This window comes from Acidimicrobiia bacterium (genome assembly GCA_040878325.1).
In the GTDB taxonomy this organism is placed as follows: Bacteria; Actinomycetota; Acidimicrobiia; order Spongiisociales; family UBA11373; genus JAUYIV01.
On record JBBDMM010000006.1, the window covers coordinates 417 to 17,719 of the forward strand.

Genomic DNA, 17,303 nt, shown 5'->3' on the forward strand with positions numbered 1-17,303 from the left:
AGCGGCCGCCTTTGGCGGCCGCCCGCTACCCGCCACCCGCTACCCGCAAGAGCGTCCTCCCCCGGCCTCCGGGGGAGGTGGCTGCCGGGCGAGAAGCCCGGCAGACGAAGGGGGCAGCGGACACCGCGAGCACTCCAACCACGGTGCCTCTTCAAAGTCACGGACTGCCCGCGTGAACCTCTAGCCAACGTCTGTCGTTACTCTCGCTGGACCCCTTGGGAGGCGACGGTGCGAAGAATTGCGGTCCTGGCGTTGGCGGTGCTCATCGCCGGGTGCGCTGGTGCGACGGGCGTTACGACGACCTCGCCGGCGACGACCTCCACCACTTTGGCGCCGACGAGTTCGACCAGCACGCTCCCCGAGGGCCTGGTGATTCCTCCCCAATGTGAGGGCCGGACGATCACCACCACTCCTCCGGTGGAGCCCACGTCCACGACGATCGCTCCCGAGGAGCTGACGACGGCGAGCCAGCTGTTGGTCCTCGAGTCATTCGATCGGGTTTTCCGGGACACCTACTTCGACCCAGACCTTGGAGGCATCGACTGGGACGCCGCCATTGCAAGTCTGCGCGCCGAGATCGACGCCGGCATGAGCACCGCGGTCCTCTACGAGCGGCTCGACGGGTTGGTGGAGTCGCTGGGCGATGAGCACTCGCGCTTCGAGACCCCGGCCCAGGTGGCCGAGTCCGACGAGATCTTCGCCGGCGACAACGACTACGAGGGGATCGGGATCGTGGCGACCGCCGTCCCCGAAGACCAGCTCATCACGATCATCACCGTGTTCCCGGGGTCACCCGCCGACCTCGCCGGCATCGAGTCGCACGACAGCATCCTGGCTGTCGATGGGGTCGCACTGGGCGACGAACCGGGGCAGCAGTCGGGCCGGCTACGCGGGCCTGAGTGCAGCCTGGTCACCATGACGGTTCGCACTCCCGGGGAACCCGACCGCTCGGTGTCGGCGGTGCGCGCCCGCGTCACGGGCAACATTCCGATCGAAGCGATGCTCATCCCCGACGCTGCGGGCCGCCGCGTCGGCTTCATGATGATCCCGACGTTCGCCGACAACACCATCGACGACCAGGTCCGCGACACTCTCGAGGAGTGGGGGCCCCTGGACGGGCTGATCATCGACCTACGAGTCAATGGCGGGGGCTCGAGCGTCGTCGCGGAGCCCATCATGTCGCTGTTCGTCTCGGGCCTCATTGGGGAATACTCCAGCCGGGACGACACCCGCCAGCTTTCGATAGACGCCGATCCGATCCACAACTCCGCCACCGTTCCCCTTGCCGTCCTGATCGGCGAGCACACCGAGAGCTACGGCGAGATCATTTCGGGCATCCTTGGCTCCAGGGACCGCACCGTCTTGATCGGATCCACCACTACCGGGAACGTCGAGACCCTGCATGGGTTCTCGCTCCCCGGAGGTTCGAAGCTGTGGATTGCCGCCGAGGTCTTCCGGCTCTTGGCCGACCCCGATGCCGACTGGGAACGCGATGGCATCAGCCCCGACATCGAGATCCCGGCGGATTGGGAGGATTTCACGTTCGAGACCGACCCAGCCCTCGACGCCGCCCTCACGGCGCTCGCTGCAGCCTGACCCCGCTCACCCCGGATCCGACGGGCTCTCGATCTGAACGAGATCCGTCCCGTGCGAGTGGTGGTGGAGTCGTTCATGGCGCGCCTCGGCCTCCGCGGCCGCCGCCCGCGTCTGGGCGACGACAGCGGGGAGCACGGTGAGGATGGCCACGGTGCAAAGCACTCCGATGACAATCAGCCCGAGGAAAGGAATGGCCTCCCAGCCAAGCGTTCGGGAATACTCAAAGATGGTCGGCGACATCGCCGCGGCGTGACCCAGCGCGGCGGCGGCGGCCGCGAGGTCGATCGCCACGTGAAGCCCGCTCGGCGGGCTCTCGATCTGCCCGAAGCAGCCGCACGATGTCTCGCCCCGACGAATCAATGCCATCACAACCGCGGCGAACGCCAGGTAAGCGATACCCACCGCGATCGCAGGAACCGGGCCGGGTGCGGACAAGCCGGCGGCTCCAACCGCTATCTCGGCCGACCCGATGAGCCTGCCGATCCACCGGGGCACTCTCATGCCGAGTGTCTGCACCGCGCCCGCCACCCCGGCGGGTTGCACGACCTTGAAGGCGCCCGACACGATCAACACCCCGCAGGCGATGCCGAAGGCCCCGATGAAGGTTGCAGTCACGAAACGAGGGTACGTCCCGCCCGGCCGCTAGCGGGGCCGCAACCGCAGCTTCGACTGCGGGTGCACCCACCCCTCCATCTCCTCGGCCGCGAACCCTCGCTCTCCGGCCAGCCGCACCAGCATCTCGAGCGGATAGAAGTAGTCCTCTCGTAGCGTGCCCCAGTAGCGGCCGTCGGCGCTCTTGTTGTACGTGAGGTCGAAGAACCCGTCTTCTCGAATCACCCGGCGAACGCCCTTCAGTGCCGCCTCCACGATCTCGATCGGTGTGTGAGAGAAGACGCTGTGAGCATGGACGACGTCGAAGTGGCCGTCGGGGAGGGCCTTGAAGGACATGTCGTTGACGATCATCAGGTAAGGGCGCTTGGCCACGAGCCCCTGCTCCGCCAGGGTGTCCTGAGCGGCGAGAAGGATCTCGGGTGATATGTCGACCCCGGTGTAGGCGCCCTCCCCGAGGAACTCGATGAAGCGCCAGCCGGCACGAAGATTGCCGCACCCGATCTCGAGCATGCGATGGTCGGGACGCAATCCGCGGTCGCGAAGGTAGATGAACTGCCGATTGCCCAGCTCGAGCCACGCCTCGCGATCCTCGGTGCCGACCGCGCCATCGGGCGACTTGCGCACCACGTCGTCGGCCATCACCCGGCGGTAGAAGGAGATGTGATCGCCACCGGCCGACTGCGAGATTCTGCGGTTCCGGCGGACGCGCACCAGGTACCGCCAGGCGGCCTTCGGATTCTTGATCCCTTTCCCCACCTTGCCGATGAGGCTGGTCGGCTTCTTCTGTTCCGGCACCCGGTCAGGGTACCGAAGGCGACCTGTCGCGAGCACCCTCGGGACTCAGGCGGGGGTCACCTCGAGCGAGTCGAGCAGGGCGGCGAGGAGCGGAACGGACCGTGACCGCAACCGATGGGCGCCAACGACTGCGTAGAGACTGAATGCTCGATCCCCCACATGGAAGAAGTGCTGTGTGCCCGTCTGGCCGGAGGCGGGGCCCATCACGGCATCCTGGCTCAGGCTCTCGGAATCGATCTTCGGCACCCCCGACGCTGCAAAGAGACGCTTGCCCGCGGCGTCGGACCCGTATTCGATCACGGCCAGGAACACATCCATCAAGCGCATGTTCTGCACCATCTCATGCCCGAAGTCGGACCGTTCACGCGGGAGCCAGAAGTTCGCCGCATGAACGATCGCCGGAGCATCGGCCGAGTAGCGACCCGTCTCGTCCGGCCGGCTGAAGATCTCGACGTCGAAGCCCACCGGAGCCTCGATCGTGATACCGAGGTTGCTGATCCTCATGGTCTGACCCAACCCAGCAACACGACGAGCGCCGCCGCGATCGGACCGACGACAGCGACCGCGTTGGCTGCGGGGCCGAGTTTCGCCATGCGCCGGAAATAGCTCCGCAGGGCGGCAGGATCCCTTATCCCGCCGACTGTGAGGAGCGCCGACGCCCTGACCAGCCCGAACCAAGCGCCCACGATCAATCCGCCGACAGGGGAGCCGCCGAGGACCACCAGGAGCCACAAGGCGTAGATCGACGCCGTCTTCACGAATGTCATCACGCCCGTACCGAGTTGGAATCCAAACCCGCCGCCATAGACCCAGGTTCGATATCGGTTCAGCCAGGTCTCGTCGACTTGCCGCTCGAGCGAGGGTACGGGCACGTGCCACAGATCGAGGAGGGCCGACACGATCAGAACCGCGATCACGGACCAGACCGCGAAGGAGTCCGAGATGCTCCAGAGCGATGCGACTCCGGCTCCGATGACTCCGAGGGCTGCACCCATCAGCGCGCCACCAAGGGTCGAGCCGACGACGTAGTACGTCGCCGTCGTTCCCCATCGGTTCCCTCTCGTCCGCTCACCGAGCGGATGGATGCTGGAAAGCATCGACTCTCCTCAGGGCGACCAGTGGCTACGAATGGCCGCGGTCACGGCCACCAGCGCGGCGGACACCAGGGCAGGATTCATTCGCCCCCTTCCTCGACGTCTTGGGCTCGGTTCGCGAGAAGACTTGGATGGTCGGGACTGATGCCGGCGGCCGCGAGTTCTTCGTCGGCGCGGTCGAGCCGGTCGGAGGTGCTTCCGCCCCGGGTGGCCCGGTTGAGCAGCCCACCGTCGGCCGCCGCCTGCGCCATCAACGACTCGAGTTGGCGCCAGTTGGCCGCGGCGCCCTCTCCGGCGATCTGGCCGCTGGGGCCGTCGACGAGGACGAAGTAGGGAGTGATGGGCACGCCGTAGTGATCCCACGCCTCGGTCGACATCACGGTGGTCATCCGGCGCGGTGCCTTCGCCGCGATCGCCGCCGGGCTCTCGGCCTCGGGACCCTTGGTGACGATCACCAGGTGGGTGTCCTCGCCTGGCATTGCCAGCTCTTCCCGGCCAAAGGCCTCCCAGAAGTTCGCGCAGGTCAGACAGCCGGATGAAAGGAAGGCGAGCATCGTCGTATGCCGCGCGCCCACGACGCCCACCATTCGTTGCGAACCCTCGGGGGTGATCCCGACGATGTCGGCGGCGGCCAGGCTGTCGGTGGTTCGCCGGGGCAACGGGCGCGGCACGGCAGTCGCGTCAGCCTCGTCGAGTTCGATGCCCAGGTCGCGCAGCGCGCGGAGTATCTCGCCGTGGCTACGCAATAGACCGATCACCAGCACGGCGAGCAGCAGGACCACCACAGCCTCGACGATGACCAAGGCCGTCACTTGCGCGGCACTTTCCGGCCCCAAACGGCTACCAGATCGGTCGCCCTTCCGAACTCGAACACGGTGGTCTGGTCGAGCCACCAATCCCTTCGAATGTGCCAGTGCTCACCGACGACCAGGCCCGGGCCATCGATGCCGTCACCGTCCCAGTCACCCACCACCGGCCTGCCGCCAGGAATCCCGAACTCGAACCGGACATCCTCCGACCCCGGCCCGTGTGGGTTGCGCAACAGCCAGGTGTCTCCCCTCACCACCCCCAGGGTGGCGGTGCCATCGCCATTCCAGTCCCCGACAACCGGCACATCGCCTTCCCGGCCAAAGTTGATCGTGTCGTAGATGGGATTCGGGCCGAGCGACCGCCGCAGCTTCCAGACACCGGCGCGGAACGTGCCGATCTCATCGATCCCATCCCCGTTGAAGTCGCCAACGACCGGAGTCTCTCCGTGGATCCCGAACTGGAGGATCAGGTTCGCGCCTCCCGCATTGTTCGTGTTCCGCAGGTACCAGTTCATCGGCTGTCCCGGAGTTCCACCCGAGGCGGCTTCCTTCACCACCCCAACGGTACGCCGGCGTTTGCCGTCCCAACTGCCGAAGACGGCGAGGTCGCCCACGGCACCGAATCTGAACCTTCGCACCTTGGACTTCAACCGGGGACCCTTCCGCAGCCTGATCTGATTGCCGCGTTGCCCCGCAAACCGGGCGTGAATCGGCTCGCGCTCGTGGAGGCAGGGCCGGTCGTGGAAGGTGGTGTCGGGGGAGAACAGCACGGGTCCCGCCGCACAGTCGGGGTCCCAAATCCACGGCGGGCTGCAGGTGACATAGCGGCACACCACGGCGCCGAGGTAAGGGATGTCATCGTTGCACTGGCCGTAGCGGAAGCGGGTGCAGGCTGTCTTCCGGTGGTCGCAGCGGTCGTTGCCGCAGCCGCAGTCGAAGTCGTGGCATGCGGCGCCACAGGTTCCGTCGCTGTCGTTGACCTTGGTGCACCCGAGCTCGCACGTGGCGTTGCAGTCGATGTAGTAGCGGGGCTGCCGAACACCCTGCACGTCGCACAGCCCGGCCCCATCGGCGCGCCACCAGCCGCCCGGCACGGTGCCCGGCGGGCATGTGTTGCCGGTCTCCGGGTGGATGGCGCAGCAGAACTCGGTCCACCCGGAACAGCAAAGGTCTCCACAGTCGCAGTTGCCCGGCGAGAGGGTCGAACAAGTGGCGCATAACGATCGCGAGGCAACGCCATACGCGGTTCTCGGCTCGAACAGGAACCGCTGGGGCGCAACGGCGAGCGCGGTGCCGACCATGGCGGCCCTGGACAGGAACCCCCGCCTGCTCACGCGACGAGCGGTGTAGCCGACAGACTTCTGGAGCAGACTCACGCCGAGCCACCCGCAGAGGCATTTCCGCGTTCGAGAGTCATCGGTCCCGCCTGTTCCTCTCGTTGGAGTCGGTCAAACGAGGTGCGGTTCTTGAGCGCTCCTCGCCCGAGGATTCATCATGAAAGAAGAACTTAGGACGTGCGCGGATAGGTCGCTGGTCCCAACAACTCTCGGCTTGCGACAAGCCGAGAGTTGATCCCGGGGCGAGCCTATCCGCGTACGTCCTTAGAGGGTCAGCCAATGATCGAGCGACCTTCAAAGTGATATCGGTCGGATCCGGTCGGCCTCGTCAAGGCGCTGGTTGATCGACGCGATCGCCCGGTTCAGCTCGTCGACCCGTCGCGATGCCGCCTCGGCGTCGACGGCAGCCCTGAGCAGTGGCGTCTCGCGTCGAACGACCCGCTGCAGGTCCGCTGCCTCGTCTTCGAGCCTGCTTCGCTCGACCCACCGCTTTGCCCACCATGCGGCCTCGTAGGGGCGATCAAGGTCGGGAATGGGCTTGCCGGCACCAGGAAGCGCCTCGAATTCGCCCCGATCGATCGCTTCGCGGATCTTGCGCTCGACCGGGTCGACATACGGCGCGTCAGGTGGCGGCTCAGTTGGCATACACCAATGATTGGGCATGAGCCCAGCGAGATGCCACCGCGGAGTAATGACCGGCGGCGCCCTCGTAGTCGCCATCCTCGAGGGCGCTGAGACTCGCCGCAACCTCCGCAGCCGACTCATCTATGGCCAGCTCCGCCCGACTGAAGAGGGAAGCGACGTCGGCATAGTCGAGTTCGAGGATGGCGCGTGAGGGGAACTGCTCCATCCATCGCACCAGGTCGGCTACCTGGTCGACGATCGCGTCGTCGAACCCTGCCTCCTCGAGTACCTGCACCGACCTCCGCATCCGGCGCAGCGCATCGCGCATCCGGCTTCGATACCGGATAGTCAGCCCAGACTCGTCGTCCAGCAGTCGACGATCGGAGGGGTCGAAAGCCGCAAACCACCGCAGCGGCACGAAGAAGGGTGACGTGAGGATGTGGCTGCGCGCTGCGGGGAATCGTTCCTGGATGCGATCGAGCTCACGCGCCGCCCGGGCAGCGGTCGCCTCGGGAACCAGCATCGAGGCAGTTGGCCCGCGGTAGGCGTTACGGAAGGCGAGCAGGCCCTCGAGCATCCGCAGGCGCGGGTAGCGAGGGCACACATAACGCCGCCCTTCGTCCTCGAGCACGAACGCGTCCTCCCGCACCGACTCGTCCCAGACGCCGTACTCCCCACGGGTCAGCACGCGGCTCTTCGCATCGGCCTCGGCCACATGGACGAGCGGCTCCTCGACCCGATCGGCCGGTAGGTAAACACGGAGATAGGCCGCCTTTGCCATTAGGTGATGGTAGAGAACCCGGCGCGTTTCCGTTCACGCCGAACAGCCATCCGCCCTCCGCCAGACGCGCCCGCTGCATCAAGCGGGTTCTTGCGGGAGGCGGGGGCGGGAGGCCACCTCTCTCCCCTGACGCCCGAAACCCTCCCGGGGTACACTCGCGCCCGTTCCGTTGCCTCGCGAAAGGAGCCGGCGTTGGGGGTATTCCACGCGCTCACTGGCCACGAACAGGTCGTATTCGGATCCGATGCGGCCTCGGGGCTCAAGGCCATCATCGCAATCCACTCGACAGCTCTAGGTCCCGCCCTCGGCGGGACTCGCTTTTATCCGTACGAGTCTGAGGACGCGGCTCTCCACGACGTGCTTCGCCTCTCCGCCGCGATGTCGCTCAAGGCGGCCGCCGCCGGTCTCGACCTCGGCGGCGGGAAGGCGGTCATCATTGGCGACCCTCGGAAGGTGAAGTCCGAGCGTTTGTGGCGGGCCTATGGGCGCCTGATCGACTCTCTTCGAGGCCGCTACATCACCGCCGAGGACGTCGGCACCGACACGGCCGACATGGAGCTCATCCGCCGCGAGACCCGCTGGGTATGCGGTGTGCCCGTAGAAGAGGGAGGGTCGGGAGACCCATCGCCGGCCACCGCCCAAGGATTGATGGCGGCGACCCGGGCGGTATGGAAGTTCATGCACGGCACGGACGAGCTCCAGGGCCGCAAGGTGGCGGTGTTGGGCGTCGGGAAAGTCGGCTCGGATCTCGTCCGACGCTTCGTCGAGGCCGGCGCCTCGGTGGTGATCGCCGATGTCCACCCCCCTGCCATCGAGAAGGTCACGGCCAGGTTCGACGTGGAAGTGGTCGCCTGCGATGAGATCTACGACGTGGAATGTGACATCTTCGCCCCGTGCTCCCTCGGCGGCGCCCTGACCGAAGAGACCATCCCCCGGCTCCGCTGTCAGGCGGTCGTCGGATCCGCCAACAACCAGCTCGCCACCGACGAGGACGCCGTGCGGCTTGCCGATCGCGACATCCTTTACGCTCCAGACTTCGTGGTGAACGCCGGAGGCCTCATCCACGTGAGTCAAGAGCTCGGCGACTACAACGCCGACAAGGCGTCGGCGCACGTCGAGAAGGTCTACGACAACACGCTGCGCGTGCTCGAGGCCTCGCGCGAACGGAACGTCACCCCGAACGTGGCAGCGGTGACCCTGGCCGAGGAGCGGATCGCCGACATCGGGAACCTGCGACTCTTCCGTCGCGGTGGCGACGACCGGAACTGAGGAGGCAAGCGTGGCGATCGGCATCGACCCGATGCGCAACCATCTGGATCTCGGGATCAGCGACGATGCGTTGCTCGAGATGTACCGGCTCATGGTGCGCGCCCGGCGGCTCGACGACCGCATGTGGGCCCTCAACCGGCAGGGCCGCGCCCCTTTCGTGGTCTCGTCGTCCGGCCACGAGGCCACCCAGGTGGGCACTGCATCCGCACTCGACAAGCGCCATGACTGGGCACTTCCCTACTACCGCGACGCCGGGGTGGCGCTCGCGATGGGTCTCTCCCTCGAGGAGCTCTTCCTCGGGGTGTTCTCAAAGGAGAGCGACCCCAACAGTGCCGGACGCCAGATGCCCAACCACTGGTCGCACAAGGACCTTCGGATATTCAGTCACTCGTCGGTCATCGCCACCCAGTTCCCTCATGCCGCCGGGCTGGCGTACGAACTGAAGCGCCAGGGCGACTCCGGGGTCGTCATGGTGTGGGGTGGAGAAGGTTCCTCGTCCGAGGGCGACTTCCACGAGGCGATGAACTTTGCCGGCATCCACCAGGTTCCATGCGTATTCGTGATCGAGAACAACCAGTACGCCATCTCGGTACCAGTGCGGCACGAGGTCGCGGGCTCGCTCACACTTCGTGCCAAGGGATACGCGATGCACGCCGAAGAGGTCGACGGCAACGACATCCTCGAGGTCTACCGGGCCGCCTCGGAGGCAGTGGCACGGGCCCGGGCCGGCGGAGGGCCCACCTTCCTCGAGTGCCACACCTACCGGCACTACGCCCACACCTCCGAAGACGACGACAAATACCGGCCGGCGGAGGAGATCGAGGAGTGGAAGAAGCGTGATCCCATCGGCATCCTCAAGCAGTACCTGGTGGAGAGCCGGCTCCTCGACCAGGAGCGAGAGAACGCCATCGACGACGAGGCGGTCAGCGCGATCAGCGCCGCGGTCAAGACCGCCGATGCCGCCGCCGACCCGACCGACCCATTGGCCAACGTCTACGTGAACGTCGTCGAGAACACCAACCCCGCCACCGCGGTCGAACCCGACCTCGACGGTGAGGAAATGAACATGGTCACCGCCATCAACCAGGCGCTGCACGAGATCATGGAGGCGATCCCCGAGACCGTGTTCTTCGGGCAGGACGTCGCCGACCCGAAGGGCGGTGTCTTCCGCGCCTCGGTGGGTCTCACCGACAAGTTCGGGGCCGGCCGCAGCTTCAACATGCCGATCGCCGAGTCGTCCATCGTGGGTACGGCCATCGGAATGACAGCCGCCGGTGCCCGCCCGATCGCCGAGATCCAGTTCGCCGACTACATCCACCCGGCCTTCGATCAGATCGTGTCGGAGGCGGCGAGGCTGCTCTACCGCTCGGGTGGCGCCTGGAACTGCCCGATCGTGATCCGCGTCCCCTACGGCGGCGGGGTCCACGGAGCGCTCTATCACAGCCAGTCGATCGAGGCCTTCTACTCGCATGTCCCCGGCCTCAAGGTGGTGATCCCGTCGACACCTGCCGACGCCAAGGGTCTGCTGTGGGCCGCGGTGGAGGATCCCGACCCGGTGATGGTCATGGAACCCAAGAAGCTCTACCGCCTCGGCAAGGCACCCGTGCCCAAGGGGGCGCACCGGGTGCCGATCGGCAAGGCTGCGTTGCGGCGCACGGGCAGCGACCTGACGATCATCGCCTACGGCGCGATGGCGCACTTCGCCGGCGAAGCATCGGACCGGCTCGCCGAAGAGGGCATCGGGGCCGAGGTCCTCGACCTGCGAACCCTCCGCCCGCTCGACTGGGCTTCGGTGGAGGCAGCGGTGCAGCGGACCTCCAAGGTGCTGATCGTCTACGAGGACAACAAGTTCGGCGGCTACGGCGCTGAAGTGTCCGCCCAGATCGCCGAGAAGACCTTCGAGTGGCTCGACGCCCCGGTCACGCGGTACGCCTCCCCCGAGATCCCAACCTTCCCCTACTCCTCGTCCCTCGAAGAGCAGGTGTACCCCTCGGTCGAGGGAATCATGGAGCGGGCACGCGAACTGGCGGAGTACTGAGAGCCAAGAATCAAGAGTCAAGAATCTTGGTTCTTGGCTCTTGGTTCTCAGGACATACGATTCCACCATGACCGGTCGAATCCGCATCGCCACTCCCTCCGACGTCTTCGCCATCTCTGAGTGGACGCGCGACACGTTTCCTTGGGGTGATTACATCCCCTATGTCTTGGAGCGGTGGATCGCCGACGAGACAGGGCGGGTGTTCGTCGGGGAGGTAGACGGCACGGTGGTGGCCATGGGGCGAGTGGGGATGCTCGGGCCCGATGAGGCCTGGGCCCAGGGGATGCGGGTCCATCCCGACCACCGGCGCCAGGGCCACGGGCTTCGGATCACCAATGCACTGTCCACCTGGGCGACGGAGCAGGGCGCCAAGGTGATCCGGCTGTCGGTGGAGACCTGGAACACCAGCGCGCAGGCACAGGTGGAGGCGGCAGGTTTCCGGCCAGTGAGCGATTGGGTCCACGCCGTGAGGGCAGTTGGAGAGAGCTCTCCGGTACCGGCAGGCAACGGCGGAAAACGGGTTCCGCCGGCTGAGCGATTGAGGGTTGCCCATTCCGCCGAGGCCGACGCCGCGTACATGTCGTGGATGGGGGGCGAGCTGGCACGCGCCGCCCGCAACCTGATTCAGATCGACTGGCGCTGGCAACGGCTCAGCCTCGAGGTCCTCACCGTCGCCGCCCGTGACATGGGCTTGCTCGAGGGCCGCCCCGGGTGGGCGATCTTCGAGATCGACGAGACCGAATTCCTGGTCCACTGGCTCGAGACAGGACCATCGGACGCCAGGGCAATGGTGCTCGCTCTGGTCGACAAAGCCGCCGAGTCGGGGGCCGAAACCGTCGGGATCATGATCCCCGCAGTCGCGTGGCTGGAACGCGAACTCAAGCGCCTCGGATTCGACCCAACGCATCCCAACACCGTGTGGGCAAAGGCGTTATAGGAGTCAAGAATCAAGAATCAAGATTCAAGAATCAAGATTCAGGGCGTCTTGGCTCTTGATTCTCGGCTCTTGGCTCTTGGGGTTCCGGTATCGGCTCGGGCGGCCGCTCTCGCGCCAGCACCAGCAGGCCCGTGGACACCAGGGCGATGCCGACGATCGTGGTGGCTCTGATCGGCTCGTCGAGCACGGTCATTCCCAGGATCGCCGCGGTCACGGGCTCGGCGAGGGTCAGGGTTGCCGCGACCGCTACGGGCGTTCCCCGCAGGCCGTGGGCAAAGAGAATGTACGAGAAAGCGGTGGCAGCCACAGTGAGCCAGAGGACCACCAACAATCCTCGGGTGGTTGTCAGCCAGGCGGTCTCGACGAACAGCAGAGTCGGGGCGAGCAGCACCGCCGCACCGGTGAACACCACTCCGGCGACGAAGACCGGCGGGTGGCGGTCGAGCAGCGACTTGACCGCCACCAAATAGATGGCCCAGACGAGACCGGCCGCGAGATTGAGGCCCACCCCGACAGGGTCCACGCCGGCAGCCCCACCGCCCGACACCAGTAGGACGGCTCCGACAACGGACACCGTCGTCGCCACTGCCCAGCGGACGCCGAGTCGCTCCCCCCGAAACGCCCACGCCATGAGTCCCGCCAGGATCGGCCCGCTGCCAATCGTCACGATCGTGCCGACGGCGACCCCGGTGCGATCCACGCCAGAGAAGAACAGAGGCTGGGAGACGGCCATCGTCACCACCGCAGCGACCAGTGACCACCCCCACATCTGCCGAAGCGGGGCAGTCCGGCGGGTCGCCAGGGCGTAGAGGACCAGTGTTGCCCCGCCCGCCATCCGGACGACCCCGACCGCAATCGGCGAGATGCCGTCCGGCCCGAGGGCTTGTGCGGTACCTGTGGTTCCCCAGAGCGTGGCTGCGGCGAGCACCAGAAAGGGTCCAGTAGCAACGAAGCGAGCCATGAAGGGGGAGAGTAGGTCGGGGCCCTAGCCGACCGCCGGCAGCCGACAGCCCATGGCCATCGATGAGATGCTCGGACTCGTAGTCGCGTGCCAAGCGAGGCGCGGGTGCCGCGCGTATCTGAACTGTCGGCTGTCGGCGGTCGGCTTCCTTTCAACTACCGTCGGGACCGCATGCGTCGCGCGATCGGATTCCTCGTCAAGTTCGTGATCCTCTGGGTCGCCATGCTGGTCATCGGGCGAGTGGCGTCGCGCCAGTTCGAGGGGGAGACCACCCCCGACGACAACGAGTTCCGCATCCTCGGTTTCATCGGCGGCCGGTCGGTGCACAGCAACGCCACCGCGTTGCGATCTGCCACCGTGCAGGTGACCATCGGTGGCATCGATCTCGACCTCCGCGGCGCATCCCTCGACCCCGCCGGCGCGCATCTCGCGCTGAAGGTGACAGTCGGGGGGATGAAGGTGGTGGTTCCACCGACCTGGCGGGTCTACGTCGCCGAGGACGTCCGCGGCGGCGCGATCGAAGTCAACACTGAGCCACCGGAGACGCTGGGTGACGACGCCCCCGTCCTCACCATCGAAGCGGTCGTGCGCTCCGGCGGAGTCGTCATCGACGCCGCCGATTGACTCCGTCGAGCTTGCTACTCGCGACTTGCCACCTGCGACTCGATCGCGTCCGCGTATAGCTCGAGCGGGTGCGCCACCCGCACCCGGTCACCGAGGTGCGCCCGCAGTTGGATTTCGCAGCCGGGATTCGCCGAAGCCACAATCGGGGCGCGGGTGGCGATGACCTCGGCCGCCTTGTTGGAGCCCAAACGCGCCGCGGTCTCGGGACGAAGGATCGCGTAGATCCCGGCCGCTCCGCAACACATCCCCGACGGATCGACCTCCCGCACCTCGTATCCGGCGGCGCGGAGAACTGTTCTCGGCTCCTCGGTCATGCGTAGGGCGTGGCGGTGGTGGCACGGGTCCTGGACCGCAACCGCGCCCCCGTTGGGAGCGAGCCGCGGCAGTCGCCCCTCCCCGATCGCCCGAGCCACCAGGGCAACCGCATCGATCGCCCGCTGCTCAACCGACGCGGCCGTGGCGTCCCAGTCGCCGTAAGAGGCGAGGTGAGCGCTGCACCCCGCCACGTTCGACACCACCAGGTCGACCCCGACGAACGCGGCGGCATTCGTCTTTGCCAGGCGCGCCGCCTCGTCGGCGGCGCCGTCATGGGCGGCGAGGGCGCCACAGCAGGTCTGGGCCTGCGGAACCTCCACTCGATAGCCGGCAGCGGTCAGCAAGCTGATCGTGGCGCGATGGACCGCCGGGAACCACGGGTCCATCACGCACCCGGCGAGAAGGCCCACGGTGCCGATCGGTGGGGACTTCGGCTCGAAGGTGGCGCCGACGATCGACCTGCGCCTGAAGCCGAGCCGGCGCATACCCGCGAGACCAGTGCGGAGGCTTCGGGGCGCCCAGCGACCGGCGCCCATCCGCTGTGCCACCGCCGCCCAGAACGTGGCGAACCCGACCCTGCGCCGGCTTCCCAACCACCTGCCGAGGGCTCGCTTTCGCAGCCGGCGGCCCTCAGGCCGCGCCGCGCTCAGCTCGGCCCGGGCACCCTCCATCATCCGTCCGAAGGGCACCAATGACGGGCATACCGCCTCGCACGCCCGGCATTGGAGACAAAAGCTCATCACCTCATCGAAGGCCGCGTCGAGCGGCAGCTCACCCGACGCCACCGTCCGCATCGCGTTGATTCGGCCGCGGGGCGACGCCGCCTCATCACCGGTGAGGCGAAAGGTGGGGCAATGGGGGAGACACAGGCCGCACTCGACGCACGCGTTCAGCTCGGCCGGGGTCGGCGCCCACGGGGTCGACCAACCCATCACAGCCCTCCGGGCAGGCGTCCGGGTGCCATGACCCCGGCCGGGTCGAACCCGGCCTTGATTCGGCGCTGGAGGTCCAGGGTCTGCGGCGGCGTCCCCCATGGGTCGAGGGCGAAGCCGTCGGGGGCTGCGAGCAGGACCATTGCGCCACCTGTCGACTCGGCCCAATCTCGCAGCCCCTCCAACTCCGATGGGTTGATCGAGTCGAACGAAGCGTTCACCTCCCCCACTCCGTGACCGGCGACGAACGAGTCAGGCGCCGGCAACCGGCGGACCGCTTCGGCCGTCGACGCCGGCGGAACCCGCACCGACACGACCACCTCACCGGTCGGGTGTTCGGGCCACAGCAGGCCCTCCTGCACGCTGCCCCCGAGGGCGGCACCTTGCGCTGCGACCTCGCGTTCCGTCCCGGCGAGGTAGGCGAAGCAGCCCGTCGCGGTCTCGAGCACGGCCAGGGGCCGGTAGGCAATTTCAAGAGCCCGGCTGGGATCATCGACGCGCACGGTCGTGGTGGTCTCGCCTTTCGGCCACAACTTCAGACACACCCGACCGATGAGACCGAGCGATCCAAGCGATCCGGTGACGAGACGGGGGATGTCGTAGCCGGTGACGTTCTTCACCACCTGGGCGCCTCCCCTGACCACGCGGCCGTCACCGGTGGCGACGACCACCTCGAGCACACGGTCCCGGGTGGGCCCGTAGCGATACCTCCGCCAGCCGGACGCACCGGCAGCAACCACTCCCCCGACGGTCGCTGCCCCTGGCCGCTCGGGGAGAACCGCGCTCTGCGACCGCTCATCCAGGCGAGCCTCGAGAGCCGCCACCGGCAACCCCGGTTCGACGACCACTGTCAGATCGTCGGGCTGCCAGTCGACGATGCGATCCATCCGGGTGGTGACCAGCAACAGGTCGGGCTCGATCCGATACCCGAGGCCCTGGTGGGTGCCTCCGCCCCATACGACGACCGCAAGCCCGTGCTCGGAGGCGAAGTCGAGGATGCGGGCGGCTTCTTCGACCGTGGTCGGGGCGAGCACTAGGTCGGCCGGCGGCGCGCCTTCGACTGGGTCGGCCATTTCGCCAAACAGCCTCGCCGCGGTGGAACGCAGTGCGGTCACACCCACACCCCTTCTGGCGGCTGCCTGCCGAAATCGAAGCACCGCGACCCGGCAGGCAGCACGGTGCCTGGATTGAATCGACGATCCCGGTCGAAGGCGTCTCGAAGTCGGGCCTGTGCATCGAGGTCGACCGCGGAGAAGACGAGGTGCATCAAGTCGCGCTTCTCCAACCCGATGCCGTGCTCGCCGGAAAGTACTCCACCGAGACGAATGGAGAGGGCGACCACCTCCTCGGCGGCCTGCTTCACCCGCTCACGCACGCCAGGGATCGACCCGTCGAAGGCGAACTTCGGATGGAGGTTGCCGTCGCCCGCGTGGATCGTGTTCAGCACCGGCAGGTCGTGTCGCTTGGCAATCGCGTAGATCTCGGTGACGGCCTCGACCAGCCGGGTGCGCGGCACCACCGTGTCGTGCAGGTAGTAGTCGGGGGCGATCTGGGCGATGGCGCCGAATGCCGACTTACGCGCCTTCCACAGCACCTCCCGCTCGGCTTCATCCCGGGCGATCCGGACCTCGGTGGCACCGTGACGCTTCGCCATGGTGACGACCAGTTCTGCCTCTGCCTCCACCCCTTCGGGGTGCCCGGCGACCTCGGCCAGCAGCACCGCGGCGGCATCGATGGGAAGACCGGCGTGGAGGAAGTTCTCCACCGCGCGTATCAGTGGGCGGTCCATCATCTCAAGAGCGGCCGGGACCACCCCGGCGGCGATGACTCCGGAGACGGTCGCGGCGGCATCGGCGATGTCATCGAACGCCATCAGCATCGTCCGCACCGCCGGCGGGTTGGGGGTCAGTTTGACCAGCGCTCGGGTCACCACTCCCAGCGTGCCCTCGGAGCCCACCATGACCCCACGCACGTCGAGACCCACTGGGTCGGGCCCGGGGCCACCCGCGATGAAGACGTTCCCTTCGGCGTCGACGAACTCGACCGCCAGCACGTGGCTGACGGTGGTGCCCTCGGCCAAGCAATGGGGACCGCCGCTGTTGTTGGCGACGTTCCCCCCGATGGTGCACGCCGCCTGCGACGAAGGGTCAGGGGCGAAGTGCAGCCCAAACGGCTCGGTCAGCCGGGAGAGATCGAGGTTGATGACTCCCGGCTCTACCCACGCCGTCCGGTTATCGGTATCGACCTCTACCCCGGTCATCCGGGTGGTGACGATCAGGACGGCGGGTTCCGACGGGACCGCCCCTCCGGAGAGGCCAGTGCCTGCGCCCCGCACGACCACAGGAATCCCGTGGGTGCCGGCGATCCGGACCACCGCCGCCACCTCCTCGGCTGACCGGGGGAACGTGATGGCGACCACCTCGCCACGGGTGACACCGGCATCCTTGGAGAAGAGCCTGCGGTCGAGCGGCTCGAATCGGACCGCCTCTGAACCCAACTCGCTGATGAGATCGACCACGAGATCGGATAAGGCGGCCATGCGGCGAGGTTACCGACACACCGATGCCTCGCCGGAAAGG

The 17,303-nt window shown here is 67.3% G+C and carries 17 protein-coding genes; 5 read left to right on the plus strand and 12 right to left on the minus strand.

The genetic code is table 11. The features are described 5' to 3' along the window. Nucleotides 1–228 precede the first annotated feature (228 nt). Entirely contained in the window at nucleotides 229–1,596 is a 1,368-nt protein-coding gene (locus WD184_02595) for a S41 family peptidase (protein ID MEX0825635.1), read from the plus strand. 6 nt (nucleotides 1,597–1,602) lie between these two features. Here the strand turns inward: WD184_02595 and WD184_02600 are convergent, their stop codons facing one another. The 8 genes from WD184_02600 to WD184_02635 form a co-directional block, all read right to left on the minus strand. Then, entirely contained in the window at nucleotides 1,603–2,211 is a 609-nt protein-coding gene (locus WD184_02600) for a MauE/DoxX family redox-associated membrane protein (GenBank protein MEX0825636.1), read from the minus strand. A 27-nt stretch (nucleotides 2,212–2,238) separates the two neighbouring features. Beyond that, nucleotides 2,239–3,003 (minus strand): class I SAM-dependent methyltransferase, encoded by a 765-nt coding sequence (locus tag WD184_02605; GenBank protein ID MEX0825637.1) that lies wholly within the window; start codon nucleotides 3,001–3,003, stop codon nucleotides 2,239–2,241. A gap of 45 nt (nucleotides 3,004–3,048) precedes the next feature. Further along, complete coding sequence (locus tag WD184_02610) at nucleotides 3,049–3,507, minus strand: hypothetical protein (GenBank protein ID MEX0825638.1); 459 nt, start codon at nucleotides 3,505–3,507, stop codon at nucleotides 3,049–3,051. Further along, complete coding sequence (locus WD184_02615; protein MEX0825639.1) at nucleotides 3,504–4,100, minus strand: hypothetical protein; 597 nt, start codon at nucleotides 4,098–4,100, stop codon at nucleotides 3,504–3,506. The genes WD184_02610 and WD184_02615 overlap by 4 nt, the downstream gene beginning before the upstream one ends. A gap of 77 nt (nucleotides 4,101–4,177) precedes the next feature. Then, the gene (locus tag WD184_02620; GenBank protein ID MEX0825640.1) at nucleotides 4,178–4,909 is read right to left on the minus strand and encodes a hypothetical protein; all 732 of its coding nucleotides are present in this window, start codon (nucleotides 4,907–4,909) and stop codon (nucleotides 4,178–4,180) included. Next, on the minus strand, nucleotides 4,906–6,240 hold the full coding sequence (locus WD184_02625) for a twin-arginine translocation signal domain-containing protein (GenBank protein MEX0825641.1): 1,335 nt from the start codon (nucleotides 6,238–6,240) through the stop codon (nucleotides 4,906–4,908). Before WD184_02625 ends, WD184_02620 begins: the two co-directional genes overlap by 4 nt. A 297-nt stretch (nucleotides 6,241–6,537) precedes the next feature. Next, complete coding sequence (locus WD184_02630) at nucleotides 6,538–6,888, minus strand: DUF1992 domain-containing protein (protein MEX0825642.1); 351 nt, start codon at nucleotides 6,886–6,888, stop codon at nucleotides 6,538–6,540. After that, a complete protein-coding gene (locus tag WD184_02635; protein MEX0825643.1) occupies nucleotides 6,878–7,648 on the minus strand; it encodes a hypothetical protein in 771 nt (256 codons plus the stop codon). Before WD184_02635 ends, WD184_02630 begins: the two co-directional genes overlap by 11 nt. Nucleotides 7,649–7,840: 192 nt before the next feature. On the opposite strand from WD184_02635, the gene WD184_02640 reads away from it, so the two are divergent. The 3 genes from WD184_02640 to WD184_02650 all read left to right on the plus strand — a co-directional run bounded on the left by WD184_02640 (nucleotide 7,841) and on the right by WD184_02650 (nucleotide 11,892). Next, nucleotides 7,841–8,917, plus strand: a complete 1,077-nt coding sequence (locus tag WD184_02640) for a Glu/Leu/Phe/Val dehydrogenase (protein MEX0825644.1) — start codon at nucleotides 7,841–7,843, stop codon at nucleotides 8,915–8,917. Between the two features lie 10 nt (nucleotides 8,918–8,927). Further along, on the plus strand, nucleotides 8,928–10,955 hold the full coding sequence (locus tag WD184_02645) for a dehydrogenase E1 component subunit alpha/beta (GenBank protein MEX0825645.1): 2,028 nt from the start codon (nucleotides 8,928–8,930) through the stop codon (nucleotides 10,953–10,955). 67 nt (nucleotides 10,956–11,022) lie between these two features. Further along, the gene (locus tag WD184_02650) at nucleotides 11,023–11,892 is read left to right on the plus strand and encodes a GNAT family N-acetyltransferase (protein ID MEX0825646.1); all 870 of its coding nucleotides are present in this window, start codon (nucleotides 11,023–11,025) and stop codon (nucleotides 11,890–11,892) included. Nucleotides 11,893–11,923: 31 nt separating this feature from the next. Here the strand turns inward: WD184_02650 and WD184_02655 are convergent, their stop codons facing one another. After that, the gene (locus WD184_02655; protein ID MEX0825647.1) at nucleotides 11,924–12,853 is read right to left on the minus strand and encodes a DMT family transporter; all 930 of its coding nucleotides are present in this window, start codon (nucleotides 12,851–12,853) and stop codon (nucleotides 11,924–11,926) included. Between the two features lie 171 nt (nucleotides 12,854–13,024). On the opposite strand from WD184_02655, the gene WD184_02660 reads away from it, so the two are divergent. Further along, on the plus strand, nucleotides 13,025–13,477 hold the full coding sequence (locus tag WD184_02660) for a LiaF domain-containing protein (protein MEX0825648.1): 453 nt from the start codon (nucleotides 13,025–13,027) through the stop codon (nucleotides 13,475–13,477). A 14-nt stretch (nucleotides 13,478–13,491) separates the two neighbouring features. Here the strand turns inward: WD184_02660 and WD184_02665 are convergent, their stop codons facing one another. From WD184_02665 to WD184_02675, 3 genes are read right to left on the minus strand one after another with little or no spacing between them, the layout of a single operon-like run. After that, the gene (locus WD184_02665; protein MEX0825649.1) at nucleotides 13,492–14,724 is read right to left on the minus strand and encodes a (Fe-S)-binding protein; all 1,233 of its coding nucleotides are present in this window, start codon (nucleotides 14,722–14,724) and stop codon (nucleotides 13,492–13,494) included. Further along, nucleotides 14,724–15,839 (minus strand): FAD-binding oxidoreductase, encoded by a 1,116-nt coding sequence (locus WD184_02670; protein ID MEX0825650.1) that lies wholly within the window; start codon nucleotides 15,837–15,839, stop codon nucleotides 14,724–14,726. The genes WD184_02665 and WD184_02670 overlap by 1 nt, the downstream gene beginning before the upstream one ends. Continuing rightward, a complete protein-coding gene (locus WD184_02675) occupies nucleotides 15,836–17,263 on the minus strand; it encodes an FAD-linked oxidase C-terminal domain-containing protein (protein MEX0825651.1) in 1,428 nt (475 codons plus the stop codon). Before WD184_02675 ends, WD184_02670 begins: the two co-directional genes overlap by 4 nt. Between the last annotated feature and the right edge of the window lie 40 nt (nucleotides 17,264–17,303).

What these genes read in the sequence shown, in the direction of transcription:
- WD184_02610 (MEX0825638.1), bottom strand. Translation starts at nt 3,507, where the DNA reads ATGAGGATCAGCAACCTCGGTATCACGATCGAGGCTCCGGTGGGCTTC.
- WD184_02615 (MEX0825639.1), bottom strand. Translation starts at nt 4,100, where the DNA reads ATGCTTTCCAGCATCCATCCGCTCGGTGAGCGGACGAGAGGGAACCGA.
- WD184_02630 (MEX0825642.1), bottom strand. Translation starts at nt 6,888, where the DNA reads ATGCCAACTGAGCCGCCACCTGACGCGCCGTATGTCGACCCGGTCGAG.
- WD184_02635 (MEX0825643.1), bottom strand. Translation starts at nt 7,648, where the DNA reads ATGGCAAAGGCGGCCTATCTCCGTGTTTACCTACCGGCCGATCGGGTC.
- WD184_02650 (MEX0825646.1), top strand. Translation starts at nt 11,023, where the DNA reads ATGACCGGTCGAATCCGCATCGCCACTCCCTCCGACGTCTTCGCCATC.
- WD184_02655 (MEX0825647.1), bottom strand. Translation starts at nt 12,853, where the DNA reads ATGGCTCGCTTCGTTGCTACTGGACCCTTTCTGGTGCTCGCCGCAGCC.
- WD184_02660 (MEX0825648.1), top strand. Translation starts at nt 13,025, where the DNA reads ATGCGTCGCGCGATCGGATTCCTCGTCAAGTTCGTGATCCTCTGGGTC.
- WD184_02665 (MEX0825649.1), bottom strand. Translation starts at nt 14,724, where the DNA reads ATGGGTTGGTCGACCCCGTGGGCGCCGACCCCGGCCGAGCTGAACGCG.
- WD184_02675 (MEX0825651.1), bottom strand. Translation starts at nt 17,263, where the DNA reads ATGGCCGCCTTATCCGATCTCGTGGTCGATCTCATCAGCGAGTTGGGT.